Source organism: Micromonospora sp. NRRL B-16802, from assembly GCF_001279555.1.
GTDB classification, from domain to species: Bacteria; Actinomycetota; Actinomycetes; order Mycobacteriales; family Micromonosporaceae; genus Micromonospora; species Micromonospora profundi.
In genome coordinates this window covers 1-23524 of sequence record NZ_LGEB01000024.1, presented here as the reverse complement: position 1 = coordinate 23524, position 23524 = coordinate 1, and the positions used below count along the sequence as shown (strand labels likewise).

At 70.6% G+C, this 23524-nt stretch carries 17 protein-coding genes; 5 read left to right on the top strand and 12 right to left on the bottom strand.

Going from position 1 to position 23524, the window contains the following annotated elements:
* Positions 1-15 precede the first annotated feature (15 nt).
* The gene (locus ADK66_RS04930) at positions 16-1359 is read right to left on the bottom strand and encodes a hypothetical protein (protein ID WP_157552237.1); all 1344 of its coding nucleotides are present in this window, start codon (positions 1357-1359) and stop codon (positions 16-18) included.
* A gap of 47 nt (positions 1360-1406) precedes the next feature.
* Positions 1407-2678, bottom strand: a complete 1272-nt coding sequence (locus ADK66_RS04925; protein ID WP_157552235.1) for a glycosyltransferase family 4 protein — start codon at positions 2676-2678, stop codon at positions 1407-1409.
* Between the two features lie 130 nt (positions 2679-2808).
* On the opposite strand from ADK66_RS04925, the gene ADK66_RS04920 reads away from it, so the two are divergent.
* The 4 genes from ADK66_RS04920 (at position 2809) to wecB (ending at position 7813) form a co-directional block, all read left to right on the top strand.
* On the top strand, positions 2809-4284 hold the full coding sequence (locus tag ADK66_RS04920; protein WP_157552233.1) for a hypothetical protein: 1476 nt from the start codon (positions 2809-2811) through the stop codon (positions 4282-4284).
* Positions 4285-4468: 184 nt separating this feature from the next.
* Entirely contained in the window at positions 4469-5509 is a 1041-nt protein-coding gene (locus tag ADK66_RS04915; RefSeq protein WP_082377222.1) for an SDR family NAD(P)-dependent oxidoreductase, read from the top strand.
* Positions 5503-6633 (top strand): NAD-dependent epimerase/dehydratase family protein, encoded by a 1131-nt coding sequence (locus ADK66_RS04910; protein ID WP_082377220.1) that lies wholly within the window; start codon positions 5503-5505, stop codon positions 6631-6633. The genes ADK66_RS04915 and ADK66_RS04910 overlap by 7 nt, the downstream gene beginning before the upstream one ends.
* Positions 6634-6688: 55 nt before the next feature.
* Positions 6689-7813 carry a non-hydrolyzing UDP-N-acetylglucosamine 2-epimerase gene (gene wecB, locus ADK66_RS04905; protein WP_053652690.1) on the top strand — a complete coding sequence of 375 codons (1125 nt, stop codon included), beginning with the start codon at positions 6689-6691 and terminating at the stop codon, positions 7811-7813.
* A 199-nt stretch (positions 7814-8012) separates the two neighbouring features.
* On the opposite strand, the gene ADK66_RS04900 is transcribed toward wecB, so the two are convergent.
* The 7 genes from ADK66_RS04900 to ADK66_RS04870 form a co-directional block, all read right to left on the bottom strand.
* The gene (locus ADK66_RS04900) at positions 8013-9902 is read right to left on the bottom strand and encodes a nucleoside-diphosphate sugar epimerase/dehydratase (RefSeq protein WP_053652689.1); all 1890 of its coding nucleotides are present in this window, start codon (positions 9900-9902) and stop codon (positions 8013-8015) included.
* Between the two features lie 133 nt (positions 9903-10035).
* Entirely contained in the window at positions 10036-11280 is a 1245-nt protein-coding gene (locus ADK66_RS04895) for a glycosyltransferase family 4 protein (protein WP_157552231.1), read from the bottom strand.
* Positions 11281-11388: 108 nt separating this feature from the next.
* Positions 11389-12498: an NAD(P)-dependent oxidoreductase gene (locus ADK66_RS04890; protein WP_053652687.1), complete on the bottom strand. Its 1110-nt coding sequence runs from the start codon at positions 12496-12498 to the stop codon at positions 11389-11391.
* Positions 12467-13501: a hypothetical protein gene (locus tag ADK66_RS04885; protein ID WP_053652686.1), complete on the bottom strand. Its 1035-nt coding sequence runs from the start codon at positions 13499-13501 to the stop codon at positions 12467-12469. The genes ADK66_RS04890 and ADK66_RS04885 overlap by 32 nt, the downstream gene beginning before the upstream one ends.
* Positions 13502-13784: 283 nt before the next feature.
* Complete coding sequence (locus ADK66_RS04880; protein ID WP_053652685.1) at positions 13785-14255, bottom strand: hypothetical protein; 471 nt, start codon at positions 14253-14255, stop codon at positions 13785-13787.
* 22 nt (positions 14256-14277) lie between these two features.
* The gene (locus ADK66_RS04875; protein WP_053652809.1) at positions 14278-15162 is read right to left on the bottom strand and encodes an aminoglycoside phosphotransferase family protein; all 885 of its coding nucleotides are present in this window, start codon (positions 15160-15162) and stop codon (positions 14278-14280) included.
* 254 nt (positions 15163-15416) lie between these two features.
* Entirely contained in the window at positions 15417-17993 is a 2577-nt protein-coding gene (locus ADK66_RS04870; RefSeq protein ID WP_053652684.1) for a Tex family protein, read from the bottom strand.
* A gap of 176 nt (positions 17994-18169) precedes the next feature.
* On the opposite strand from ADK66_RS04870, the gene ADK66_RS04865 reads away from it, so the two are divergent.
* Positions 18170-19681, top strand: a complete 1512-nt coding sequence (locus ADK66_RS04865) for a deoxyguanosinetriphosphate triphosphohydrolase family protein (protein ID WP_053652808.1) — start codon at positions 18170-18172, stop codon at positions 19679-19681.
* A gap of 58 nt (positions 19682-19739) precedes the next feature.
* Here ADK66_RS04865 and ADK66_RS04860 read toward each other — a convergent pair whose 3' ends face one another.
* From ADK66_RS04860 to ADK66_RS04850, 3 genes are all read right to left on the bottom strand, one after another.
* On the bottom strand, positions 19740-20873 hold the full coding sequence (locus tag ADK66_RS04860) for an MBL fold metallo-hydrolase (protein WP_053652683.1): 1134 nt from the start codon (positions 20871-20873) through the stop codon (positions 19740-19742).
* Positions 20874-20971: 98 nt separating this feature from the next.
* The gene (locus tag ADK66_RS04855; RefSeq protein ID WP_082377216.1) at positions 20972-21973 is read right to left on the bottom strand and encodes a serine hydrolase; all 1002 of its coding nucleotides are present in this window, start codon (positions 21971-21973) and stop codon (positions 20972-20974) included.
* Positions 21974-22150: 177 nt separating this feature from the next.
* Positions 22151-23335, bottom strand: coding sequence for a zinc-dependent alcohol dehydrogenase (locus ADK66_RS04850; RefSeq protein ID WP_053652682.1), 1185 nt, complete (start codon positions 23333-23335; stop codon positions 22151-22153).
* Between the last annotated feature and the right edge of the window lie 189 nt (positions 23336-23524).

The following is a 23524-nucleotide window of genomic DNA, read 5'->3' as shown; positions in this document are numbered from 1 at the left end:
GCGACACCGCGGCACCTACCTGCCGAGGAGGTCGACCGGCGGCGCCGGGTCACGCTCCTGGGCAGAGGCTGCAGACGCGAGCCGGTGAGATCTGCGCCGCCGGTATCGACGCGACACCGCGGCCAGCACGAGGATCCCCGCGACCAGCATCTCCGCGACGGTTGTGGCGACGGCGGCACCCGTCGGTCCAAGTGTCGCCGCCTGGATGAGCAGCGCGCCGCCCAGGAGCAGGGCGATCGACAGGGCGAGACGGGTGGCGGCGGTGTAGTTGCCGTCGCCGATGCGGTTCAGCGTGTAGGCCCGGTTCACGGTGGTGAACGGTAGGGCGAGCGCCAACAGTTGCAGCCAGAGCGCCGATGCAGGTATCGGCAGCGAGAGCAGGCTTGTCGTGAGCCACGGCGCCGTGACGATGACCCCGGTGGCGATGATGGTCGCACCGATGACGGCGATCACCTCGCTCTCCCGGCTGATCGCCGCCGTGGGACCGAGATTGTGCCGCCGCCGGGTCCGGATCGCCATGGGCACCCGGAGTCCGCTGAACGTGACCGCGACCAGCGCCTGATAGATGTTGACCAGGGCGCCATAGCAGCCTACGACCTGAGGGCTCGCCACCAATGAGAGGGCGATCGTGCTGGCTCGGCCGGTGAACGCCTCGCCGAGGCTGTAGGCGAACAGCTGACGGCTCAACCGGAATGCGCGTCCAGCGGCCCGCAGCGACAGCCCTCTCCACATCGGAAGTGCGGCGCCGGGGCCGCGACAGGCGAGTATCTCCGTGCTGAGGAGGTAGACGGCGGCGCCGATCAGCAGCGCGGTTGTGAGCGGAATGCCGGCGATCAGCAGCGCCATGGACAGAAGGCGGGTGCTCGCTATCGCAGCCGAGGCCGCGAGGAAGCGCATCTGTCGGGCGAGGTCGCTGAAACGCAGGTCGGCAAGGCTGTTGAGAATCATCACGCCGCCAGCGCTGATCAGGGCTGCCGCACCGTATCCCTGGTCGGTGTAGAACGCGGCGATCAGCAGGGTGGCGGTGGCCATGACCGGCACCGCCACCAGGAGCCGCTGACTGTGCGCCGCGCGGCGTTCCTCGTCATTGCCTGACACATACAGAAGGGTCGATCCACCCATCACCAGGTTGGCCGCCCAGGTCAGCGCGGCCGTCATCACGCTGTAGGCCGCGATTTCGGCGGTTTGACCCTGCCGCGCGCTGTACGCGAGTATCCCGGCGTTCAGCAGGCCGCTCACCAAACTGGACACCGAGGCCACGATGGTGTTGGACCGCACCCCTGGCTGGCGGCTTCTGTCGGAGCGGGCAGCCTCGGTGGGCCTGGCCAGCGTCTGCTCCGAAGTCGAGGGTTCCTTCAACCGTGGTCCTTTCGCGGCCGGCTGGGCACCGCCCGTCGGGGCGGGGGTCAGCGATCCGCGACTGTCAACCTGATCCGGTCGAGGATGTTCGGCCCGTCGGTCTCGGCCCGCCAGGACCGGTAGACCTGCCCCGCCGCCCGGCGTGCCGCAAGCCGTTGCTCCCGGCTGCGCTGCGCGAACTGGTCAATCTGGTGAGCCAGAGTCGCCACTGTGGCATCCGTCAGGACGGCTCCACCGCCTGCCCGGAGCACCGGGCTCCAGGGAGTCTCGTCCGAACAGATCACCGGGCATGACGCGGAGAGGCTCTCTGCGATCACGTGGCCGAAGTTCTCCCCCTGGGTCGGAAAGGCGAACATGTCGTATCGCGCGAAGGTGGACCGGACCTCGCTGGGCGCGAGCTCTCCCCGATAGGAGAACGTCACGGACGCCGGCAGGCGCTGGGCGAGCAGTTGGCACTCAGCCCAGTAGGACCTGTCCTCGATCGGGCCGTAGACATCGAACACCACCGGCCGCGTCACCAGTGCGAGGGCCTCGACCACCTTCGCCAGATTCTTGATCGGGCTGATGCGACCGATGAATACGAGACGCGGAGGGCCACCGATCTCGGCGGGTGGGATTGGCTCTGGCGGAAGTGACACCTCATTGCGTCGCGTCTCGATCCGGGCCCAGGGAAAGACGTCCCTGATCAGCTGCGCTTCGTGCGGGTTGGTGGCGTGCCAGTGGACCCTGAGTCGTCTGAGGATGGGTCGCCACACGCGTAGGAACAAGCGCTTCTTCCGGCTCTTTACCCCGAGCGCGCTCGCCGCTAGCTCACCTCGTGGCGCGAGGAGTATCCGATCGACCTGGACGATGCGTGTTTGCGCGGCGAGAATCGGAAGAATCGACGACATCGCCCAAAGGCTGTTGACGTAAAGAAGGTCGAACTTGCTCGATCGGAGCGCCCTCAGCATCGTGTACCACTGGCGGATCCGGCCCGGATCAAGGTAATAGATGCGGGCGGGACCTCGGTGCGCCCAGCGACCCGACAGGCCCGGATAGGGCTCCGTTGAGCCGAGATCGCGGTCTCTCGTCACCATCATCACTTCGATCGCCGGCGATACGGTGTCGAGCAGTTGGGCAACCGATCGAACAGGGCCGCCGGCCCGGAATCCCGGTTCGAAGAAGTCGCACGTCAACAGGACGCGGTACGGCTGTGCAGGGCTTGATTCGCTGGAATGTGTGACGCCACGCGGGTCGTGAACCGTCAAGGATGAATTGTGAATGCTTTTCGCGGCTGCGGGGTTGCTGTCGTCGCGCAGGGTGTCGAAGGTGTCAGCCACGTCCGGCTAACGATCAGCGGTGCAAGTCGGTCACGGCGTCGGTGTCGGCCTGACGTGATGTAGCGAAGTCTGGTCCGAAATTCATGAGACAAGCGGCCGAATTGGATATCCGAATATATGCTCCGCTCTCATGGAGTCAGTGACAGCGGCGCGTGCGATGGCAGGTGGGAATCAAGGCGCGCGCCCGCGTCACGCGCGTGGTGTGCCCGACGATCGCCTGCAGACCTCGACCAGCCCACTCCGGCGCTGCCTCCTCGGGCTGGCCTGGCTCGCGTTGGGCCTGGCGTGCCTGCTTGTCCCAAAGAGCCCCTCGGCCGCGTGGGACAGGGACGGAACCCTCGCGATGAGCTTCCTGGCGACTCTCTTCGGCGCGTGGGTCTTCTGGCGGGACGGCGGTCGGCGGATCACGGCGGTGGGGCTCTACAACCTTGCCTTCGCATTCTTTGTCGGCTTCAGCGGCCTCTACCAGACGGTGAAGGCGTGGACGCTCGATCCCGGCATCCCGCTCTTCACCGCCGTCGCCATCTGCTACTTCGTCCAGGTGGTGACGTGGTTGCTGTTCTGGAGCGGCGGTGTTCCGCATCGGCTGCCGATGGATGCCGGACAGGCAGACGGCAGGACGGCCGGATGGGCGGTGAAGTCGGGCCTGCTCCTGCTGGTGCTCGCCGTGGCGATGGCGACGATCGCTCCGGATTCGATGCCGCTGGCCAACCCGGTCGGCTTTGTGGGCGTCGTGCTCCTCGCCGTGGGGCTGTTGCGAGGGCCGATGGCGCACCACAGGTTCCTTTGGGGCGTGGTCCTCCTCATCGCCTTCGCGGTCTACTTCACCTACCTCTTCACCGGGTTCGGACGGATTGTCGTCGGCACGTTGGCGCTCGCGTTGCTGGTGATGTCGGCCCACAGTGACCAGCGGCCGTACACCAAGCTCCTCATCCTCGGTGGGGCGGCCCCGGCACTGCTGTTCCTCGCCGGACTCCGCGCCACCGCCTCACAGGGCTCGCCGTTCACGACCGACCAGGATGGCTTCGGGTCCGCGATCAGTCCGCTTCGCTCATTCGCCCAACTCCTGCATCTGGATGAGGTTGGGCTGCTGCCCCGGGCCTGGGGGGAGACATTCGCCAACGCGGCGGTCGGTCTCGTGCCCCGTGCCGTGTGGGAAGGCAAACCGATCGGCTTCGGCGCCGACCTCGTCCCGTTCCTGTCACCTGAACTGGTGGGTACGGGACACTCCGCGGCGGCGCTCGCGCACGGGGAGTGGTTGTACAACTTCGGTCTGCTGGGACTGGGCTTGATGGTCCCGGTGATCGGCCTCGCCGTCCGACTCATCGACAGGATGTTGACCTGGGCCTCGTCCAGCTCGCTCACCACGCCGTACGCCATTGGCGCCTACGCCGGCGCGATCGTCACCGCGGTCGGTCTGTTCGACCTCCTCTGGGTGGGCAGCTTCACCTACGTGGTGCGTGGCGGTGCTCGTCTGCTGGTGCTGGCCGCGGTGATTCTGCTGATCGGCTGGCGGGTCTCGAGGCAGGAGATGCCGAACCACCTGGTCGATCAACGCCGACCAGCCGCTGCCCGTCGTCCCCGGCCGACGACGCGTGCACGATGACCGCGATACACGCGTCGACCGTCGGCACCCGCCGAAAGGGCTCGGGATCCTAGCGAACCCGCTGTGCCGTTAGTCCGATTTATGGGCGTTTCTCGAGTGGGCTTTCGCTCGTTGCCGCAGTTGTGGCCGTAGTGCGGCCTTGACCAGCACGGCCTTTGAACCACCATGAACGAACGGAGCGTCAGTGAGCTACTTGACTACCGGACGCCGGGTGCTGATCACCGGAGGCACGGGTTCCTTTGGACAGACGATGGTCCGCCGACTGTTGAGCCGCGGCGTCGGCGAGGTCCGGGTGCTCAGCCGGGACGAGGCCAAGCAGGACGCGATGCGTCGGCTGCTCGGCGACGAGCGGGTCCGCTACTACGTCGGGGACGTCCGGGACTACGACTCGGTGCTCAAGGCCAGCCGGGGCATCGACTACATCTTCCACGCGGCCGCTCTCAAGCAGGTGCCGTCGTGCGAGTTCTTCCCCCTCGAAGCGGTCCGCACCAACGTGCTGGGCAGCAGCAACGTCGTCGAGGCTGCCGAACGCAACGGCGTGAGTTCGGTGGTCGTCCTCAGCACCGACAAGGCCGTCTACCCGGTGAACGCGATGGGCATGAGCAAGGCGATGATGGAGAAGGTCGCCCAGGCGCACGCCCGCAACAACCCCAACAGCGCCACCACCGTCTCCTGTGTGCGGTACGGCAACGTCATGTACTCGCGTGGGTCGGTGATTCCGCTCTTCATCGAGCAGATCAAGGCGGGCCGGGCTCCCACGGTCACCGACCCGACGATGACCCGGTTCCTCATGTCGCTGGCCGACTCGGTCGAGTTGGTCGAGCACGCGTTCCGCACCGCCCGACCGGGCGACATCTTCATCCGCAAGGCCGCCGCCTGCACGGTGGGCGACCTGGCCGAGGCGGTGTGCCAACTCTTCGACGCGCCGGTCAAGCTCGACGTGATAGGCGTACGGCACGGCGAGAAGCACGCCGAGACGCTTGCCAGCCGGGAGGAACTCGCCCACGCCGAGGACTTCGGCGACTTCCTGCGGGTGCCGCTGGACGCCCGCGACCTCAACTACGCGCTCTACGTCTCCGAGGGCGGGCTCGGCGAGGGGCCCATGGAGGACTTCAACTCGGCGAACGCGCCGCAGCTCGGCGTACCCGAGATCGTCGAGCTGCTGAAGACGCTGCCCGAGGTGCGCGCGGAGCTGGCGCTGCGGGATCCGGTGCTGGCGTGCTGAAGCTCGCCGTCACCGGCGCCGGGGGATTCCTCGGCTGGCACGTACGGGTGCTGCTGCGCGCCATGGGTTGGCCGCAGCCGGTGGTGCTGGGCCGGGGCGACCTCACCGACCCCGGGGTGCTCGCGGCGAAGCTGGCCGGGGTCGACCGGGTGCTGCACCTGGCCGGCGTCAACCGGGGCGAGCCGGCCGACGTGGCCGCCGGCAACGTCCAACTGGCCGCGCAGCTCGCGGACGGTCTGAAGCACTGTGCCGACCCACCGGCGCGTCTGGTCTACGCCAACTCGGTGCAGGCCGGCAACGGCACGCCGTACGGCGACGCCAAGGCCGAGGCCGCGCGGGTGCTGGCGGACACCGGCGTCGGCTTCGACGACGTGTTGCTGCCGAACCTGTACGGCGAGCACGGTCGTCCGTACTACAACTCGGCGGTGGCGACCTTCTGCCGGCTGCTCGCCGAAGGTGGGCGGCCCGAGGTGCACGCCGACCGTGAGCTGAGCCTTGTGCACGTCACCGACGCGGCGGCCCGACTCGTCGGCGTTCCGGCAGGTGGATCGTGGGATCAGGCAATGCCGGCGCTGCGCATCGGCGTCCAGGCGCTGGCGGACCGGCTCACCGACATGGCCGTGACCTACCGGACGGGGGAGATTCCGTCGCTGCCGGACCGGCATGACGTACGCCTGTTCAACACCTACCGGTCGCACTGCTTCCCGGCGCACTACCCGCTCGCGCTGCCCCGCCGGGCGGACGACCGAGGTGAGTTGGTCGAGACGGTCAAGGCACACGGCGGCGCCGGGCAGACGTTCTGCTCCACGACCCACCCGGGCATCACCCGGGGCGAACACTTCCACCTGGCGAAGGTGGAGCGGTTCGTGGTGCTGCGCGGCTCCGCCGAGATCAGCCTGCGCCGGGTCGACGACGCTGAGGTGCTGCGGTTTCCCGTGAGTGGCGACGAACCGGTGCTCATCGACATGCCCACGATGTGGGCGCACAAGCTGGTGAACACCGGTTCGGACGAACTGGTGACGATGTTCTGGACCAACGAGCTCTTCGACCCGGACCGGCCGGACACCTGGCCTGAGCCGGTGGAGGCGGCGGTCCGGGCGGTGCCGATGACGGCCAGCGCGTGAGGCGCGGCGGCCCTCGGACCTGCCCGGCCCAGGCGGCAGCACAGGGAGGACGGGAATGACCCGGGTCATGACGGTGGTCGGCACCCGACCAGAGATCATCAGGTTGTCGCGGGTACTCGCCCGGCTCGACGACACGGTGGACCACACGCTCGTGCACACCGGCCAGAACTGGGACACGACCCTGTCGGACGTCTTCTTCAAGGAGTTGCGCCTGCGGGAACCGGACCGGTTCCTGCGCGTCGACACCTCGTCGCTGGGCCGGGTCCTCGGTGGGGTGCTCGTCGGCATGGAAGCGGCAATCGCGGAGGTCCGCCCGGACGCCCTCCTGGTGCTGGGCGACACCAACAGTTGCATCGCCGCGCTGATGGCCCGCCGGATGCGGGTGCCGGTCTACCACATGGAGGCCGGCAACCGTTGCTTCGACCTGAACGTGCCGGAGGAGACCAACCGGCGGCTTGTCGACCACGTGGCCGACTTCAACCTCGTCTACACCGAACACGCCCGGCGTAACCTGCTCGCCGAGGGCCTGCACCCGCGCCGGATCCTGCACACCGGCTCGCCCATGCGGGAGGTGCTGGAGCACTACCGGACGCCGATCGCCAGCTCGACCATCCTGCGCCAGCTGGAACTCGACAGGGGCCGGTACTTTCTGGTCAGCGCGCACCGCGAGGAGAACGTGGACCGGCCCGATCGGCTCCAGCTGTTGCTGGACTGCCTGGTGGCGGTCCGTGAGCGGTGGGGCTTCCCGGTGCTGGTCTCCACCCACCCGAGGACCCGCAAGCGGTTGGAGGCTCTGGCCCCGGACGCCACAGCCCTGGACGGCATCGCCTTCCACGACCCGTTCGGCCTGCTCGACTATGTGCATCTGCAGACGGCGGCGTACTGCACGCTGTCGGACAGCGGGACGATCAGCGAGGAGGCCGCCATCCTCGGGTTCCCCGCGGTGACACTGCGCGAGTCGATCGAACGCCCCGAGGCGCTCGACGCCGGCGGCATCATCATGACTGGCCTCGACCCGCAGGGTGTGGTCGAGGCGGTCGAGGTGACGGTGGCGCAGGTCGCCGCGCAGGGCGTGCCCTGCCCTGTCGACTACCAGGTGCCCGACACGTCCCGCCGGGTGGTCGACTTCATCCTCTCCACGGTGCGCAGACACCACGACTGGGCGGGCATCCGCCGCTAGACAGCCAGCCACCAGGAACCGGCGACCGCGAAAGGTGCGGTCGCCGGCTCCTGCGTCTGTGCTTCGGCCCGCGTCGTTCGCTCGGGGCCTCCAGGCACTTGCCGGGCCGGCGCCGTGGCCGCGACGGGATTCGTCGCACGACAGAACGGGGCGACGCCGGCCGGCGTCGCCCCGTCGAGCCGCCGTGGCGGCTGGGTGATCAGTGTGACTGCAGGGGTACGCCCCGAGGACCCTCCACCACCGGACCGTCCACTGTCCGGCCGACCGGCTGAGCGCAGAGCAGCGCGAGGTGCTCGACGATCTTCGCCGGGTCGTCGTACGGGTCGAGCCCGCTCACCTCCATGGGGTCGAGGGCGGGCACGCCCACGTGGGACACCAGCGGGTGGAACGGCCGTGTGTCCACCTCGCCGGTGCCGAGCAGGTCCTCGTGCAGCTTCTCGCCGGGCCGCAGACCCGTGTAGACGATGGGCACCGAGCTGGACGCCTGGTCGGCCATCTGGCGGGCCAGGTCGAGGATCCGGACCGGCTCACCCATGTCAAGCACCAGCGCCTCGCCGTCGCGGCCGATCTCGGTAGCCTGGAGCACCAGGTGAACGGCCTCCTGGAGGGTCATGAGGTAGCGGGTCACGTCCGGGTGCGTGACCGTCAGCGGGTTCCCGTCCTCGATCTGGCGCTGGAAGGCCGTCACCACGGAGCCACGGCTGCTCAGCACGTTGCCGAACCGGACGCTGAGGAACGTTCCGGGGAGCCGGGACGCGGCGTGTGCGGTCAACCGCTCGGTGATCCGCTTCGAGTAGCCGAGGACGCTAATCGGGTTGGCAGCCTTGTCCGTGGAAATGTTCACGAACTTCGCCACGTCCTGGCAGGCGTCCAACACCGAGAGCGTGCCCCAGACGTTGGTCTTGACTGCCTCGCCCGGATGCCGCTCCAACAGGGTCAGGTGCTTGAGCGCCGCCGCGTGGAAGATGATCTCGGGACGGCGTTCCCTGATGATCCGTCGGATCCCCTCGTCGTCCCGCAGGTCGGCGAGGATCAGTTCGGGGCCGTCCAGCATGGCCCGACCGGCGAGCGACATCTGAAGGCTGTGCAGGGCGGACTCGTCCCGGTCCAGCATCATCAGCTCGCCCGGGTTGGCCTTCATCACCTGGCGGCAGAGCTCAGAACCGATCGACCCGCCGGCGCCGGTCACCAGGATCCGCCGGCCGGTGAGGCTGTTGGTGCTCAACGGCAGGTCACCGATCACCTGGCGGCGGCCGAGCAGGTCGTCGATCTGGACGTCCCGGACGTCGGTGACCGTGATCCGGTGGTCGACCAGGTCCCGCACCGGGGGCAGCACCTTGAACACCGCGCCCGACTCGAGGGTGGCCTCACGGATCTGGCGGATCAGCCCTGCGTCTGCGTTGGCCACCGAGAAGATCACGGTGCTGGCGCCGGTACGCCGGACCGAGGCGGCGACGTCGTGCCGGCCGCCGAGCACGCGTACCCCGCCGATGCGCAGGTCGCGCTTGTCCGGGTCGTCGTCCAGCGCCCCGACCGGCAGGTACCGGCCGCGCGGGTCGCTGAGCAGAGCCCGCAGCAGCCCCTGGCCGGCGTCACCCATCCCGAACAGCAGCACAGGTGTCGACGACCGGACGTCCGGGCGCAGGGCGAGGTCACGACGGTGCCGGTACGCGAACCGGGCGCCGAGCATGAACAGCAGGGCGAGCGCCCCGCCGACCAGCGGTGTGCTGGCGGGGACCGGCCGGTCGGTGGACGGGATCAGGCCGAGCAGCAGGAGGCCGGCAGTGGTGATCGTGGTGCCGGCGACACCCTGCACCTCCTGGAGGCTGCCCAGCGGGTGCCGACCGGAGTAGAGCCGGCGCAGCGCCGCCACCGCCACGTGCAGGAGCGCCGCCACTGCTCCGACCGCGGCGGCCCGCCCCAGTTGGCCGGGCGGGAGTTGGAACTCGAACCGGGTCCAGGCGGCCGCGACCAGACCGCCGACCCAGGCAGTCGTGTCGACCGCGAGGAATCCGGCGGCGCGACGACGTGCCCTGGCCCGTCGTGCACGGTGGTCCGACCGCTCTGTGTGCTCCGTGTCCTGCGGCATGTAGTGGCTCCCTGTTCCGTCATCCGACTGCTTCCGCCGCCCGGGCAGAAGGAGGTTTGATGCTCTCTGTCCTTGTTACATGGGCTAAGAAGTGGTGATGGCGGGTTTCGGGTTATCTGAGCCGAACATCCGGTTATGCGTTTGGCCGCCTGGTGACCGCTTCCTCCAGGTGGCGGGCGAGGGCCACGCTGCCGACCCGCTCCGAGAGCCGTTCCAGGTAGAACTGGCGGCCGCCCCGGCCCAACTCCTCGCGCTTGTCGGCGCCCAACTCGTACATCCGGCGGATCGCGTCGGCCAGCGCCGGGGCGTCGCCGGGCGGGGCCACGAACCCGGCGCCGGACTCGTCGACCAGTCGGGCCGCGTCGCCGGCCAGCGCCGCCACGATGGGACGTCCGCACGCGAGCGTGCTCTGCACCTTGCTGGGCATGATGGAGCGGAGGAAGGGCTGGTCGCTCAGAGAGATCAACTGGACGTCGCCGAGCGGCATCAACTCGACCATCCGCTCGATCGGCTGCTGGCCGAGGAAGACCACCCGGCCGGGCGCGAACCGTGCCGCCCGCTCGCGCAGCCGGGCCTCCTCGACGCCGCTGCCGGCGAACACCAGCGTCAGGTCCGGGATGTCGGCGAGGTATTCCAGCGCGTCGACGGCGACGTCGAGCCCCTGGAGGTTTCCCATGCTCCCCGCGTACATGACGACGAAGCCGTTCAGCCCGAAGGTGGCCGCCAACTGCGGATCAGGCGCTGTCGGCCGGAAGACACGCTCGTCGACCCAGTTGTAGACGACCGAGATCTTGTCCCGAGGGACTCCGCGGCTGGCCAGGATGTCGGCCATTCCGGGCGCGATGACGGCCACCGACGACGCCGAGCGGTACGCCGCGTCACAGAACCGGTGCAGTGACCGGACTATCAGGTCGGTACGCCGGCCAGGGCGGACGTAGTCGCTCTCCGCCAGCGTGTCCGGCCAGAGATCCTCCACGAGGATCACGTACGGGCGGCCGTGCAGTCGCCGGGCCACGATCGCGGGCAGTGCCACCGTCGCCGGCGAGGAGTAGACCAGCCACACGTCCACCTTGCGGAGCAGGTCCAGCCGGACCGCCGCCGACGCCGCGAAGCTGAGATAGTTCGCGGCCCGCCCGATCGCCGAACGATCGTGATTGGGCACCAGCGGCACCCGGTGCACCGAGATCCCGTTCATCATCTCGAACTGGTACGGGCGGATCCGGTAGCCGGGAGACAGCCGGCCGGACGGATAGTTCGGGAAGCCGGTGAGCACGTGCACCTCGTGCCCGAGCGCGGCCAGCGACCGGCTGATGATCCCCGGCAGGACGGCCGAGCCACCCTCGGGGTCGTACCACTGGGTGATGATCCCGATCCTCATGACGTCACCACCACGGCCCGAACCGACCACCTGGCCACGATCGACCCGTCCTTGCCCGACACGCGGGTGAGAGCCATGGAGAACCTTCCTGGTGGGGGAGTGGATGCGTCAGATGCCTCGGGTCGCGTCCGCCCGGCTGGATCGCTCGGCCGCCGACTCGTCGATGTCGTGCGGCTGCGATTCGCCTGCCCTCGGACGCGCGACGCTGTCCACGCCGGCGGCGGACACCTGGGGGCTGCCGGCCGTCCTGAGCCGCTCCCACGCCTCGGGCCGTAGCTGTGGCGCCAGCCCCTGCTCGGCCAGCCAGCCGGGCACCTGCGGCTTGCCGAACAGCAGCATGTCCACGCGCCGCGCGTGCGCGTTGGCCCGCAGGCTCGTCTTCCCGTACGCGTTGATGCCGCTCGTCGCGTACCGTGCCAGCCGCGCGGGGATGTGCCGTGGCTCGCGGCCACCGAGCAGGCGGAGCAGGAGCCCTGTCGTCATCCCGTTGGGAGGTTGCAGCACGATGGGCGGCACCGGTCCGTTCACGAGGCCGAGGTGGACGATCGAGGCGACGACGTCCTCGATGAGGACCTGTGGCGTCGGCGCGTCACCTGCCCCGGCGACGCAGCTCAACCGCGACTGGGCGAGCCGGACGAGCGCGCGGGTGTTCGGCCGGTCCACGTCGTGGACCCATGTCGACCGGTAGATGACGGTGTCGATGCAGTCCTCGTGGCGCAGCATGCGCTCGCCGATCGCCTTGGAGCGCGAGTACGGGGAGAAGGGCATCGTCCGCGCGGTCTCGTCCAGCGCCAGAGCCCCCTGCGCTGCCGCCGAGCTGACGTGCACCATGCGCGTGGCGCCGACAAGGGCGCTGGCTCGGGCGACAAGGGTGGGCAGGAGGGCGTTGCCCCCGTACAGCTGCGCGCTGTCCGGCGCGGACCCGTTCGGCAACCCGGCCGTGTTGATCACGACCTGTGCGCCGTCGAGCTGTCGGGCGAGGTCGGCGACCGCCTCGTCGTCGCGACCCGAGGGCACCGAATCGACGCGGAGGGCCTGGGCGAGCGGCCACGACAGGCGCGGCGCGGGCACGGTCTGGACCTCGATGCCCCGGCTACGGAGTTCGGTGACTACCGCTCGGCCGACGAAGCCGCTGCTGCCGAGCACCGCGATCCGCTTGACCGGCTGGGGCCCGAGGCCGTCCAGGTCACCGACTCGGGGAGTTGACAGTTCTGGCATGGATCGGCCTTTCGTCTGTTGGGGGCCCTGACCGCTGGGCTGCGAGCCACGCGGGGGCGGCGAGATAGCCGGCGAGGATGGCGACGGCCGTGACATCGAGCGCGGCGCGCAGAAGTGGCCCGCTGAAGGACGCGGCCACCAGGCAGGCGGCGACGGTTGCGCCGATGCCGGCGGTCAGCGCGGTGACCCGTTGATGTGACCACCCGCTGTCGGTCAACCGTTGGTAGGCATGGTTGCGATGGGGGCGGTACCAGGCTTCGCCGTTACGGATGCGGCGCAGCAGCGTCCAGCCGGTGTCGGCGAGGTAGAGGGCGAGCGGCGCCACGGCTGCCTCCGGCGGGATGCCGCGCACGATCGCGTACGCGGCGAGCGCACCGAACGCGCCACCGAGGGCGTACGACCCGACGTCACCGAGGAACACCCGGGCGACCCAGGCGTTCCACGGCAGGAAGGTCAGGGACGCGGCGGCGATCAGACTGCCGCTGGCGGTGAGCAGCGGAAGGTCCCGCAGCACGCCGAGGGCGGCGTACACCAGTCCGGCGAGGATCGCGTGGACGGCCGAGATCCCGTTGATGCCGTCCATGAAGTTGAAGGCGTTCACGTAGGCGGTCAGCCACGCCGCGAGGGCGACGACAAGGGCCACCTGGAGGTACGCCGGGTGGCCGCCTGGCACCAACGCCAGGCTCGTGGCCACGCCAACGAGCAATTGCAGGAGCAGCCGGACCCGGACCGGGACGCCCCGGATGTCCTCCAGGAGGCCGATGGCCGCGAACAGCAGCAGCGGCACGGCGATCGACCGCGCGTGCTCGTTCAGAAGGAGGGCGAGCCCGGCCGCCACGGCGACGCCCACGCCGCCGCCGCGCGGGATCGGGGTGTCGTGCGAGGACCGATCGGACGGTATGTCGAGGACGGAGGCCGCGGTCAGCAGCCGCAGGATCAATGGTTGCAGCAGGGAGCCGACGATGAGTGCGAGCAGGATTCCGCCGGCAAGCGGAACGCTCACCGTGGCCTGGTGGCAGCATGCGGCCGCCCGCGATAGGGGGAAATCCGTATGAGATTCACTAATGGGACCTTCAGGTAGAACTGTTCATGGGGGGATAAATCAATCATAGGAGGTCGCTACTAGGGACAAACGACCTTTACCTGTATTCGGTGTGCGACACGCAGCGGAAACTGCCCGCACGGAGATCAGGCCGACCGGGCTTATGACTGCCCGGCTACGAAACGGTCCGGCCCGCGTCGGAAAACCGACACGGACCGGGGTGCGAAAGTGTTCGCCTGCCGCGCTAGCGAACGCCAGCGGCGGAATCCGGCCCGGCGGAATCCGGCCCGTCCGTGCCGTCGCCCAGCCGGCGGGTGAGCAGGGTCCGCAACGGGATCGACTCACCGTCGCGCCCACCCGCCCCGACGACAAGTGGCGCCGGGCTGGGCTGGGGGTCGACGCCGAACAACCACGCCCGCAGACCGCCCGACACGGTCAGCAGGTGGAACCTGCCCGCCACGTCCACCGCCCGCGTTTCGGCCTGGTCGACGTACCAGCCGGTCAGCCCGGTCCGGTAACGCCCGCGCCCGTCGTAGCCTCGGGCGACCAGCCGGGTGGTGGGCAGCCCGCGCCGGGTCGCCTCAGCCACGAACCAGGCCACCAGCTCGGCGGCCTGGGACTGCTCGGCGGCTCGCCGCCGCGCGTCCGCGTCAGCGTGCGCCCGCACGGCCCGCTGCCGCTGCTCCCGCCACTCGCGGTCGTCGCCCTCGCCCACGAGCCGACGGTACGCGACGGACTCAGCCGAGCACCGCCCGCAGGGTGCGCCGCGCGATGTCGGCCATCACCGGATTGGTGTCGACGTAGTAGGGCAGGGCGTTCACCGCCTGGCCCAGGGCCCAGCCGCGTCCGCGTTCCCACGTCGCGTCGTCCACGCCGAGCGCCCGCCGGTAGGTCTCCCGCGCCCCGGCGTCGAGCAGGTTCCACGCCGGCATCAGGTCGACCGCAGGGTCACCCACGCCGACCGCGCCCAGGTCGATGACCGCGACCAGTCGTCCGTTGCGTACCAGAAGGTTGCCCGGCATCAGGTCGGCGTGGATCCACACGTCGGTGAGATCGTCGCGGGGGGTGTCCCGGCAGCGGGTCCACAGCTCGGTGAGCGCGACGGTGTCGGTGAGCCCGCCGCTGACCGCCAGAGAGGCGCGAACGTCGGCGTCCTGGCTGGACAGTGGCCCACCGCGACCGGTGCCCGACCAGGACCGGCCGCCGGTGTCCATGCCGCGTAGGGCGACCACGACGTCGGCGAGGTCACTGGCGAAGGCGTCGGAGTCGCCGACCTGGTCGGCCGCCGCGGTTTCTCCGGCGATCCAGCGGTACGCCGTCCACGGCCCCGGGTAGCCAGCGCCCGGCGCTCCGAGGCCGAGCGGCTCCGGCACCTCGACCGGCAGGTGCGCGGCGAGCAGCAGCGCGTGTTCCTGCTCCCGCCGCAGCTCGGCGTCCAGCCCGGGGTCGGCGAAGGGCCGCAGCGGAAACCGCAGCACGATCTCCGTGCCGAGCCGGAACAGGGCGTTGACAGTGCCGGTCGAGGCGAGCGGTCGCACCGGCAGCCCTCGCCAGCGCGGAAACTGCTCGGCCACCAGCGCGGCGACCACGTCCGCACCCACGTTTACCTGATCGGCGTGCATCTTCACCGCGAGATCATCACCCGCAGCCCCGCAGCCCCGCAGCCCCGCAGCCCCGCAGCCCCGCGATCCGATTTCACCCGCCGCCGCGAGACGTGGCGGGGTCGCGAATCTTGGACAGTTTCCGTCACGTGCTGACGGAAACTGTCCAAGATCTCGTGCGGTGCGGTGCGGTGCGGTGCGGCGCGGGCGCGGGCGCGGGCGCGGGCGCGGGGCAGCGTTCGCGGGAACCCTGGGGGAGGCGCGCCAGGCTCGGGTCAGGCCAGGCCGGCCCGGCGTAGGGCCTCGGCCATCGCGTCGTTGGCCGGTGGCGGGCTCTGCCGCTGTTGCCCGCCGCGCCCGCCCTGTCCACCGGACCTGCCCTGTCCGCCAGACCCGCCCTGTCCGCCAGACCCGCCCTGACCACCGGACCCGCCCTGACCGCCGGACCTGCCGTGTCCGCCGGACCTGCCCTGTCCACCAGACCGCCCCTGGCCGCCAGACCGGCCTTGACCATCGGACCCGCTGCGGCCCCCCGGTCCGCCACGTCCGGTGGGCTCGTCACGGCCAGTCTGGCCGTCGCGGCCACTCTGGCCGCCGGGTCCGCGTTGCGCCGGGCCGCCGCGTCCCTCCTGACTGGTCCGGCCGCCGCGGCCGGCGTCGGCGCCCGGCTCGTCCTCCAGGCGCAGGGTCAGCGAGATCCGCTTACGGGGTACGTCCACGTCGAGCACCTTGACCCGGACCACGTCGCCGGACTTCACCACCTCGCGGGGGTCCTTCACGAAGGTGCGGGACATCGCCGACACGTGCACCAGGCCGTCCTGGTGCACGCCGACGTCGACGAACGCGCCGAACGCAGCCACGTTGGTGACCACGCCCTCCAGCACCATGCCTGGCGTCAGGTCGCCGATCTTCTCCACCCCTTCGACGAAGGTGGCGGTGCGGAACTCCGGTCGCGGGTCGCGGCCCGGCTTCTCCAGCTCGGCGAGGATGTCGGTGACGGTGGGCAGGCCGAACCTGTCGTCGACGAAGTCGGTGGCCCGCAGCCCGCGCAGGATGCTGCTCTTACCGATCACCGAGCGCAGATCCTGGCCGGTGCTGGAAAGGATCCGGCGCACCACCGGGTACGCCTCGGGGTGCACGCTGGAGGAGTCCAGCGGGTCGTCGCCGTCGGGGATGCGCAGGAAGCCCGCGCACTGCTCGAACGCTTTCGGCCCGAGCCGGGCCACCTTCTTCAGGTCGGTACGCGACCGGAACGGCCCGTTGGCGTCCCGGTGCAGCACGATGTTCTCGGCCAGCCCGGCCCCGATCCCGGAGACCCGGGTCAGCAGCGGCGCGGACGCGGTGTTGACGTCCACACCGACGGCGTTGACGCAGTCCTCCACCACCGCGTCCAGCGAACGGGACAGCTTCACCTCGGACAGGTCGTGCTGGTACTGGCCGACGCCGATCGACCGTGGATCGATCTTGACCAGTTCGGCGAGCGGGTCCTGGAGCCGGCGGGCGATGGACACCGCGCCGCGCAGCGACACGTCCATCCCCGGCAGTTCCTGCGAGGCGTACGCGGACGCGGAGTAGACCGACGCGCCGGCCTCGGAGACCATCACCTTCGTCAGGTTGAGCTGCGGATGCCGCTTGATCAGGTCGGCGGCCAGCTTGTCGGTCTCCCGCGAGGCGGTGCCGTTGCCGATCGACACCAGCTCCACCCCGTGCGCCCCGGCCAGCCGGGCGAGCGTCTCGATCGACGCGTCCCACTGCCGGCGCGGCTCGTGCGGATAGATCGTGTCGGTGGCGAGCACCTTGCCGGTGGCGTCCACCACGGCCACCTTGACCCCGGTGCGCAGGCCCGGGTCCAACCCCATCGTGGGACGGGTGCCGGCAGGCGCGGCCAGCAGCAGGTCGCGCAGGTTCATGGCGAACACCCGCACGGCCTCCTCCTCGGCGGCCTGCCACAACCGCATCCGCAGGTCCGCGCCGAGGTGGATGAGGATCCGGGTACGCCAAGCCCAGCGGACCGTGTCGATCAGCCAACGGTCAGCGGGGCGGCCGGCGTCGGACACCCCGAACCGGCCGGCGATGGCCGCCTCGTACCGGCTCGGGCCGGTCGGCACGGCGTCCGCCTCGCCGGCCTCCTCCGGCTCCATCGTCAGGTCGAGCACGCCCTCCTTCTCGCCCCGGAACATGGCCAGGATCCGGTGCGAGGGCAACTTCGGGTACGGCTCGGAGAAGTCGAAGTAGTCGGCGAACTTCGCGCCGGTGGTCTCCTGGCCGTCGCGTACCCGGGAAACCAGCCGGCCCCGCGACCACATCTGCTCGCGCAGCGTGCCGATCAGGTCGGCGTCCTCGGCGAACGTCTCGATGAGGATCGCCCGCGCGCCCTCCAGCGCGGCGGCGGCGTCCGCGACGCCCTTCTCCGCGTCGACGAACCCGGCGGCGGTGGCCTTCGGGTCCTGGCTGGGGTCGGCGAGCAGCGACTCGGCCAGCGGGGCCAGCCCGGCCTCGCGGGCGATCTGCGCCCGGGTCCGCCGCTTCGGCTTGTACGGCAGGTAGATGTCCTCCAGCCGGGACTTCGAATCCGCCGCCATGATCTGCGCTTCGAGGGCCTCGTCCAGCTTGCCTTGGCCGCGGATCGACTCCAGGACGGCTGCCCGCCGCTCGTCCAGCTCCCGCAGGTAGCGCAGCCGCTCCTCAAGGGTGCGCAGCTGGCTGTCGTCGAGCAGGCCGGTGGCCTCCTTGCGGTAGCGGGCGATGAACGGCACTGTGGCGCCGCCGTCGAGCAGCTCCACGGCCGCCCGCACCTGGCGCTCGGCCACGCCGAGCTCGTCGGCGATCCGCTGATGAACAGACTGGGTCACGATCTCGATCCGCCTTCGACTCGATCCGCCTTCAAAGAGCGGGTAACGCCTGCATTCTGCCGGGCGCTCCCGCGCGCTGTCGCCGCACCCGGCCGGGGCGCGGCGGCCCGCTCTGCCGCACCCGGCCGGGCTGATCCGTCGGCGGCCCCGGTCGCGCCTGCGCTAGCGTGGCGATCATGGAATCACCTGCGGGGCCGCGCACCCGGCGGCTCTTCGGCGGCAGCGCCCGCGCTCTCGGCGACCTGACGGCGAACCCGTTCCGCGCCGACCGGGACCGGATCGTCGCCTCGCCCTTCTTCGCCCGCCTCGGCGGAGTCACCCAGGTGATCAGCCCGGTCGGCTCCGGGCTGCTGGTGCACAACCGGCTCACCCACAGTCTGAAGGTCGCCCAGGTGGCTCGCTCGATCGCCGAGCGGCTGATCGCCGACGACAGGTGGCGCGACCTGCTGGACAGGCTCGGCGGCTGCGACCCGGACGTGGTGGAGGCAGCGGCGCTCGCCCACGACCTCGGTCACCCGCCGTTCGGGCACCTGGGGGAGCGGGTGCTCGACCGGCTGGCGCGCCAGCGCCTCGGCCTCGCCGACGGTTTCGAGGGCAACGCCCAGTCGTACCGGATCGTCACCAGCACCGAGATCCGCGGCGCGGCCACTACCGGCCTGGACCTGACGGCCGCGGTCCGCGCGGCCCTGCTGAAGTACCCGTGGACCCGGCTGGACTACCCCGACCCGCACCCCCGCCTGCTGGACCCGCCGCCGCGCGGCGCCACCCCGCCGCCGAACGACCCGGAGAGCGGCTCGTTGAAGTTCGGCGCGTACCGCACCGAGCTGGACGACCTGCGACAGGCCCGGGAACCGTTCGTCGGCCGCATCCCGGACTGGCAGCAGACCGTGGAGGCGTCCGTTATGGACACCGCCGACGACATCGCGTACGCCATCCACGACGTGGAGGACTTCTACCGGGTCGGTGTGCTCCAGCAGGGGTCGGTCTCGGCGGAGCTGATGGCCTGGCAGCGCGAGAGCGGACACCTCCGGGCGATCACCGACGCGGCGCTTGCCAGCGCGTTCCGCCGGCCCGGCGCGGCGATCGAGCGGCTGCGGCGGCAACTGCACCGCAAGGACGCCTGGATCGCCGACGACGACGCGTTCGCCGCCGCTGTCGAGCACGTCCGCGAGGAACTTGTCGACGGGCTGCTGGCGATGCCGTTCGACGGCTCGATCGAGGCGGAGCAGTACGTGTCGCGGTTCTCCGCCCGCTGGTCGACCCGCTTCGTCGACGCGATCACGATGACCGACAGCCCGTCGATCCGCTCCGGCTACGTGCTGCTCGGCTGCGCGCAGTGGCACGAGGTGCAGGTGCTCAAGTTCGTCCATCACCGGTTCGTGCTGGCCCGTCCGGATCTCGCCCTGCACCAGCGCGGCCAGGCCCGGCTGTTGGGCACCCTCGTCGAGGCGCTGTGGGAGTGGCTGCTCGATCCGGAGGAGGAGTCCCGGCTGCCCCGCCGGCTGCACGACCTCGTTGAGCTGGCAGAGGCGGAGTTGCACCCGCGTACCCCGGATCGGATCGGCCGGGCCCGGGGACGGGCGATCGTGGACTTCGTGGCCCAGCTCACCGACGGTCAGGCGGTGGCCATGCTGGACGCCCTGTCGGGCCGGTCCGGCGCGCTCTGGACCGATGCGTTCGTGCTCTGAGGTGAAAGGAAGGGCCCCTTGTTAATCGCCAGGCGTTAACAAGGGGCCCTTCCTTTCACTAGGCGATCGCCTGCCACCATCCGTCCACGGCGGGCGGGTCGGCGACGACCACCCGCTCGCCCGGGCGGGGCACCGCCAGCTGGACGTCGCGTGCCTTCGCCTCCGCCCACAGCCTGTTCACCGGTTCGGACCAGTCGTGCAGGGCCAGGTTGAACGTCGCCCAGTGCACCGGGATGAGCAGCCCGCCACGGAGATCCTGGTGGGCGTCGACAGCTTCCTCAGGGAACATGTGGATCGTCGGCCACGCCCTGTCGTACGCGCCGATCTGGATCAGTGTCGCGTCGAACGGCCCGTGCTCCGCGCCGATCGCCGCGTACCCGTCGAAGTAGCCGGAGTCACCTGTGTAGAAGACCCTGCGCCGGGAGCCGGCGACCACCCAGGAACTCCACAGCGTGCCGTCGCGGCGCAGGCCCCGCCCGGAGAAGTGCTGCGCGGGGGTGGCGGTGATCTCCAGGCCGGCGACCCGGTGCGACTCGGCCCAGTCCAGCTCGATGATCCGCTCGGCGGGTACGCCCCAGCGGTCCAGGTGCGCGCCCACGCCCAGCGGCACCAGGAACGGCGCGGACTGCCCGGCCGTCAGCGCCTGCACGGTGGCCATGTCCAGGTGGTCGTAGTGGTCGTGGGAGATCAGGATGGCGTCCAGCGGGGGGAGTTCGTCAAGGCGTACCGGGGGTTCGTGCAGCCGCCGTGGACCGACCAGCCCGGACGGCGAGCAGCGGTCGCTCCACATGGGGTCGAGCAGCACCCGCCGGCCCTCGATCTCGATGAGGGCGGTGGCGTGGCCGTACCAGATGATGGCGAGCTCGTCGGTGGCCTGCGGCGCGCTCGGGCGCAGCAGCGGCACGGGCGCGGTTGGCCGCCGCTTCTGCTTGCCGAAGATCAGCTCGCGGAGCAGGTTGCGGCCCGGGTCGGCGACCATCGTTCGGGTGCCGGCCCGGTTGTGGAAGGTGCCGTCGCGGAACTGCGGCGAGCGGGCAGCCCGTTCGGCGCGGGCGCCAGTGAGCCGGCCGCCGAGGGCCGCCGGCACGTCCCGAGCCACCCAGGCCAGGCCTGCCAACGCGGCCAGCCCTGCCGTGCCTCGCAGCAGTCGCCCGAGCGACCGTTCTTCGTCCGTACGATTCGCTGGCGCCATCGCCGTCCCTCCGCCGTGTCCGCACTACACGGTAGTCACCCGGGGCCGATCGCGCCGGGGCGGGCCGATCGCCGTGCGACGATCGGCCCGCCGCCAGGTCAGCCGCCGTTGCTGGGCCGGCGAGCGGTCGTCCGGTACGCCGTGCCCGTGCCGCTGAGCCGGTCCACCGCCGCCAGGAAGCGGGGGCCCATGGAAGCGCGGGCCTGCACGGCCGGGTGGGTGGCGCCGAAGTCGTCCGGGTTGGCCTGCCCGTCGGCGAAGAGCGCGTAGGTGAGCACCGCCGCCCCGGACCGGTCGAAGATCACCCCTGCCTCGTGCCGCGCGTCGGCGAACCAGCCCGCCTTCGTGGCGATGCGCGCCCGGTCGTCGGAGGACATCGTGCGCCGGATGCCGTCGGTGAACGCCACAGGCGCGCGCAGCAGCCCGAGCAGGAACGTCGTCGAGGCCGGCGAGAGCAGGCTGCCCCCGACCAGGGCGCGCAGCAGGTCGTGCGTCTCGCGCGGGGTGCTGGTGCCAAGGAAGAAACGGTTCGGGTTGGCGACCGGCTCCACCTGGGTGTTCGGGAAGCCCTTGGCGACAAGGATGGCGTTGAGTTCGGCGGCCGGGCAGACCGACCCGCACAGCCGCACCGCCGTGTCGTCGGAGACGGTGAGCAGATTCGCCAGGACGTGACCGAGGGTCACGCTGCTGGGGTACGCGCCGTCCAGGCTGAAGATGCCGTCACCACCGGGTACGACGATGGCGGCGGTCACCTCGACCCGCTGGTCCAGGGTGAGCAACCCCCGGTCGACCTTGTCCAGCACCGCCGTGGCAACCGCGATCTTGTTGACGCTGTACGCCTCGATCCGCTGGTCGGCCTGAGCCGTCACGGCGACCACAGGCGGGCCGTCCGGGCTGGCCACGCTGACGTACGCCTGCCAGTTTCCGCCGGCCTGCGTGCTGAACTTGGTGTAGCTGGCGGCGACCCGGCGGGCGGCCCGCGCGGGGGTGGTCGGGGCGGTCTCGGCGGCGCTCGCAGGTGTCACCGCGCCGAGTACCGTGCCGGCGGTGGCCACGGTGCCGAGCCCGAGCGCTGTCCTGCGGTTCAGCCGGATAGTCAATCTTCTCTCCCGTCGTGCGGCGCCGGAGTGCTTGCCGGCCCACCACACTATGCGAGTTGATCGATACACGGTGTCCCCGGATTCCCGCTCAGCCGAGCCCTCGGCGTGGCGCGGCACCGACCGTCCAGACCCGCCCGGACACGTGCCGGGCGAGCCGCCGCAGGTCAGGCTGATGGCTCACGGCGCGAGGACGACCTTGATGCAACCGTCCTCCTTCTTCTGGAACATCTCGTACGCCCGCGGTGCGTCGCTCAGCGGCAGACGGTGGGTACGCAGGTCCTCCACGCCCAGGGGATCGTCGTCGCCGGAGAGCAGCGGCAGGATCTCGTCGGTCCACCGGCGTACGTGGCACTGCCCCATCCGCAGCTGGATGCCCCTGTCGAACATCTCCATCAGCGGCATCGGGTCGGCCTCGCCGCCGTAGACGCCGGAGAGGGAGACGGTGCCGCCACGGCGCACCCCCTTGAGCGCGGCGTGCAGGACGGAGAGCCGGTCCACACCGACCCGGTCGGTCATGGTCTGGGCAAGCTTGTCCGGCAGCAGTCCGGCGGCGGTCTGGGCGAGCTTGCCGACCGGTGAGCCGTGCGCCTCCATGCCGACGGCGTCGATGACGGCGTCCGGCCCGCGCCCGTCGACAAGGTCGATGAGCGCGCTGGGCACGTCGGACATCTCGCTGACGTCGAGCACCTCGATGCCGTGCCGGCGGGCCAGGTCCAGCCGCTCCGGCACCAGGTCCAGCCCGATGACCCGGCCGGCGCCGAGGTGACGGCCGATCCGGGCGCAGAACTGGCCGACCGGCCCGAGCCCGAAGACGGCAAGGGTGCCGCCGGGCGGGGTGTCGGCGTACTTCACGGCCTGCCAGGCGGTGGGCAGGATGTCGGAGAGGTAGAGGTAGCGCTCGTCGGCCCCGCTCTGCGGGATCTTGATCGGTCCGAAGTGGGCCTGCGGGACGCGCAGGTACTCGGCCTGGCCGCCGGGCACCGAGCCGTAGAGCGACGTGTACCCGAACAGCGAGGCGCCCTTGCCCTCGCTTGTGACCTGGGTGGTCTCGCACTGGGCGTAGAGCTGACGCTGACACATCCAGCAGCTGCCGCAGGAGATGTTGAACGGGATCACCACGCGGTCGCCGGGCTTGAGCCCTGTCACTCCCGACCCGACCTCCTCGACGATTCCCATCGGCTCGTGGCCGAGGATGTCACCGGGCTTCAGGTACGGCCCCAGCACCTCGTACAGGTGCAGGTCGGAGCCGCAGATCGCCGTCGATGTGATCTTCACGATCGCGTCGGTGGGCTCCTCGATCCGGGGGTCCGGCACCTCTTCGACTCGTACGTCCCGCTTGCCCTGCCAGGTCAACGCCTTCATGTCTGGTTTCCTCCTTCGGTCCCTGCCTTTCTGCTACCCGGGCTCGGACGGTTGAACCGGCCGCACGTCGCCGGGTGGCCGCCGCGGTTCAGAGGGTGGTTTCGCCGTTGAGGCCGAAGTGGTCGTGCCATTTGGTGCTGGGGGCGAATCCGGTGCCGGTGGAGAGGGCGACGTAGATGTCGTTTGTGG